At 33.8% G+C, this 3,814-nt stretch carries 4 protein-coding genes; all 4 read left to right on the top strand.

All coding sequences use genetic code 11. From position 1 onward, the window contains the following. Positions 1 to 203 precede the first annotated feature (203 nt). The 4 genes from ACE1ET_RS20280 to ACE1ET_RS20265 all read left to right on the top strand — a co-directional run bounded on the left by ACE1ET_RS20280 (position 204) and on the right by ACE1ET_RS20265 (position 3,542). Entirely contained in the window at positions 204 to 707 is a 504-nt protein-coding gene (locus ACE1ET_RS20280) for a hypothetical protein (protein ID WP_375730253.1), read from the top strand. 155 nt (positions 708 to 862) lie between these two features. Next, on the top strand, positions 863 to 1,633 hold the full coding sequence (locus ACE1ET_RS20275; RefSeq protein ID WP_375719574.1) for a hypothetical protein: 771 nt from the start codon (positions 863 to 865) through the stop codon (positions 1,631 to 1,633). A gap of 586 nt (positions 1,634 to 2,219) precedes the next feature. Next, positions 2,220 to 2,885: a hypothetical protein gene (locus ACE1ET_RS20270; protein ID WP_375730252.1), complete on the top strand. Its 666-nt coding sequence runs from the start codon at positions 2,220 to 2,222 to the stop codon at positions 2,883 to 2,885. A gap of 198 nt (positions 2,886 to 3,083) precedes the next feature. Next, positions 3,084 to 3,542 (top strand): peptidase associated/transthyretin-like domain-containing protein, encoded by a 459-nt coding sequence (locus tag ACE1ET_RS20265; protein WP_375730251.1) that lies wholly within the window; start codon positions 3,084 to 3,086, stop codon positions 3,540 to 3,542. Positions 3,543 to 3,814: the final 272 nt, after the last annotated feature.

Raw genomic sequence — 3,814 nt, 5'->3', positions numbered from 1 at the left:
AGATTTTTTGCAGACAGAGACTGAAAATAAAATAAGAAAAACTGGCACTAACACGCGGTCATAGTGCATGCGGTTTTTTAAACTTGTAAACCCATATTGCGTATGTCGTCGTTTTCGGCTTGACAGTCTCCACTTCGTGGGACAGTCAACCGCACGACACCATACCGCGGGAACGTTAGCTGCAAGCTTATAAATGACTAAATATGAAAAAACTAATCCTGATAATTTCATTAATCTCTATTGGATTAAATTGCATTGCTCAAGATATTGATTTGAAAAAGAATGAATTATATAAGATTTTTAGAAAAAGCATTAACCAACCAGAACGTAATAAAGTTATTATTGGAAATAATCCTTGGATAATAAATAATGAAGATAGCGCTTATTATAAACGAGATACAATATATTTATATAACATTAATAATCATGCAAATAATCTTAATTTATGCCAAACAATAGACTGGACATTCTATAAAAAGAATGCTTTAATAATTTGTAGATCTAAACATTGTTATGGACCACCTGCAAACACCTTTCTAACATCAAGGGATTTGATCAAAATAAAAATTGAAGATAATGATGAATTGATTATAAGGTTATTTAACTTTAGTAAATTGGTTGATGTTTTTAAGGTATTAGAGTTTGAAGATATTGATGGAAATTTAAAACTTACATTGTTAAGAAAAAAATATAAAGCCAGCAGCTAACACACGGTATAGTGCATGGCAGTAATTTAACCAAAAAACATCAACGTTCGCGCAAAGCTCCTTTCGTCCTGACAGTTCCTATCCTATCGGACAGAAACTGCCACGACACCATACCGCGGGAACGTTGTATGGCATACGAAGAAACCTAACTGCAAATGGAAAGTAACTATAGAAAATTAACACCAGAAGAAGTTTTCTTTATTTTTAAGGAAGAACATAGACTATGCAGCCAATTTGATGTTGAAGCTGACCCAACAGCTGATTTGACAATGGATTCTTCAATAAAGGAATGGCGCAACTCGATGGATTTACTCCCATGGAGAAAATTAGGTAAATATCTGAATGAGGAATTTGAAATTACTATTTCGGAAAATGACTGGGAATCTACACTTGAGCCATCAAGAACCAAACGACTTGGAGATGTATGCAGATTAATATCAAATCATGCACAGATTGAAATTGTAAAACCGATTAAAGTATTCGGAAAAGACTGTCTTTCGGCTTCATTGTTTAAGACAATTAAAAGAAACTTGACTAAGAGAGGTGTGGATACTAAAGATTTGAAACCGTCATCATTGATTGAACCATATTTGAAAAATCATTTTGGGGAGTTTATAGAACAGATTAATAAAAACTATACTGGTGTTATTCCAGAGATTAAGACAACTGAAACAAAGTTGAGTAAATCAAATTCATTGATATGGTTTGCTTTAATTCTGGTTTTTATAGCTGGATTTTTTTGGTATCCTTTATTTGGTTTAGCGGTGATTCTTTTGATAATTGGATTGTTTTCAGGAAATGCATCAAAAAAAGAGTTTGAAGACCAAAGTGATATGATGTTTATTCCTGAAATAAAGACTTTTCGGGATTTAGTCGAGAGAATAATTGAAAAAAGTACGCCATACAACAATGTGTATAGTGCATAAGGGTTTCAGAGGTTTTCGAGCGGCATCACCCGCATCAATTTTGGGTGGTAACTTGATAGGTTTGAAGCCCGCAATCCCTTACGACACCATACACTCAACGTTGTATTTAATACCGGGATTAGTTGTTTGATTATTTAAACTGGCTTCCATCCTATTTCGGCTGAAGCGAGGAAACGTTCTTTTTAAAATTGGATCATCATTTGATTTAAACCAGGTGTCGGGTGGAATCTCAGTCTACACAACTTTGAAGATTCGTAGTTTGACGCAATATCGTAGAGTGTTTGATTTACATTATCCGGCTATGGGCGGCTGAATCTCATTTGATTTGCCGAAGTGTTTAATTTGCGAAACCGTTCAATTAAAGAGCTCCGGTGAGAGAACAAAAGAAGGTACTAAATACAACACACGGTCATAGTGCATGGCAGTACTTTTAAACCAAATAATTCAACGTTCGCTGCCGGCTCCTATCGTCCTGACAGTTCCTTTCCCGTCGGAAAGAAACTGCCACGACAGCATACTGCGGGAACGTTAGGTGGCATTTACTAAAGAAGAATCATAATTTTAAAAACTTCATGATTCATAGAATATGAAAACAATTAAATTGACATTCTTACTATTTACAATACTTTCTCAATTTATCAAAGCGCAAAATCTTGATGGAATATATACCTGTAACAATCAAAAAATAAAAATCGAAGGAAGTCAAATTGAATATGAATTGATATCATATGGGGATGGATTACACACAATTTTTAGAGGTTCAGGAGAAATAGATATCAGGAATAAAAGATTATTTATAAAACCATACAATATCAAACCTCAAATAAATAGTAGACTTGAGAAAATAAGGCCATCAAAAAATGATACAATGTTTATTTCAATTCATGGAGATGAGCCTAATCAGATTGTAGTCAGTTTATATAAAAGAAAAAAAATGGCTTATACTACTATGTCAAATATAAACAAGAAGAAAGCCGAAATTCCACGAAACAAAATAATCAATTGTGATTCAATCTATATTAGTATTGTTGGGTACAAACCAATAGGGCAAAGAATTAATAATGTAAATAAATATGACTACGAGATTATATTACAAGGGGTTAGCAATGATAGTTTTCATTATGAATTTGTTACAAATTACGAAAAGGGTTTCAAGATGAAAAAAACTTCAAATAAGATTTGCTTAAAATACGAACGGATTATTAATCATCGGGAAAAAGAAAAGTGGAATAAATTTAGAAAAATGAAATAAAAACGCCACCTAACACGCAGTCATAGTGCATGCGGCTCTTTTAACCTGCAAATTCGTATTCATTCTGGCGTCTTTTCGGCTTGACAGTCTCCACTTCGTGGGACAGTCAACCGCACGACACCATACTGCGGGAACGTTAGCGGTCAGCTTAAAATGACGACTTGGTATACTGACAAACCAAAAGAAAATAAGATTGGAATGATGAAATTATTAATTCTTTCTATTGTACTAAGTGTTTCAACATATAGTCTTTATTCACAGAATAAAACTATTATAGGAAGGGTGATTTCTGATGATTTAGAAACAGTGCCTGGAGTTTTTATTATGATTGATGACACAGTTGAGATTGGAAGAACAAATCTGGATGGATTTTTCCAAATAGACGTCCCTGTTTCTGTGAAAAAAATACAATTTATGTTTGTTGGAATGGACCCAGCAACGATAGAGCTTGTCGATGCATGTGAAACAATTGAGGTTGTAATGATGTTAAGCAGTACTTATGACTTTATAACTTTAAAAAGTGCCGAGAGAAAGAGGAAAAAAAGATATAAAAAACTTCCTGAGATACATAGACAGGCATTTGAAAAAGGTATTTTTAAAACGGATAAGGCATGCTTCATCCGTAAGTTTGAATCATTTTATTTAGTTGAGAATTAACTATAAAACATTTATAGAATTTTAATTTTGGACAAACACAAAATGTAAGACAAAAGAAAAAAAGCCGAACCGCTAACAAAGTACATATTGCAGGGCGGGGTTCGGTGGTACGCCAACTGCGGATTCTCGTTTCGCCATTCCATGTCCTTCGGACAGGAACGCTCTCCGACATCCGCCCCGACAACATGTACCAACCGTTAGCAATAATTTAAAAATGAGACTGTAACGTAAAAATTAAAATGTCTGAAAAAAGAAAAATACCAGACAAAATT

It is taken from the genome of Quyinboa mangrovi, assembly GCF_042219825.1.
Taxonomy (GTDB): Bacteria; Bacteroidota; Bacteroidia; order Bacteroidales; family UBA5342; genus JBHJHP01.
The sequence above is the reverse complement of the archived record's forward strand: the minus strand, read 5'-3'. Positions and strand labels throughout refer to the sequence as shown.

What these genes read in the sequence shown, in the direction of transcription:
- ACE1ET_RS20280 (WP_375730253.1), top strand. Translation starts at nt 204, where the DNA reads ATGAAAAAACTAATCCTGATAATTTCATTAATCTCTATTGGATTAAAT.
- ACE1ET_RS20275 (WP_375719574.1), top strand. Translation starts at nt 863, where the DNA reads ATGGAAAGTAACTATAGAAAATTAACACCAGAAGAAGTTTTCTTTATT.
- ACE1ET_RS20270 (WP_375730252.1), top strand. Translation starts at nt 2,220, where the DNA reads ATGAAAACAATTAAATTGACATTCTTACTATTTACAATACTTTCTCAA.
- ACE1ET_RS20265 (WP_375730251.1), top strand. Translation starts at nt 3,084, where the DNA reads ATGATGAAATTATTAATTCTTTCTATTGTACTAAGTGTTTCAACATAT.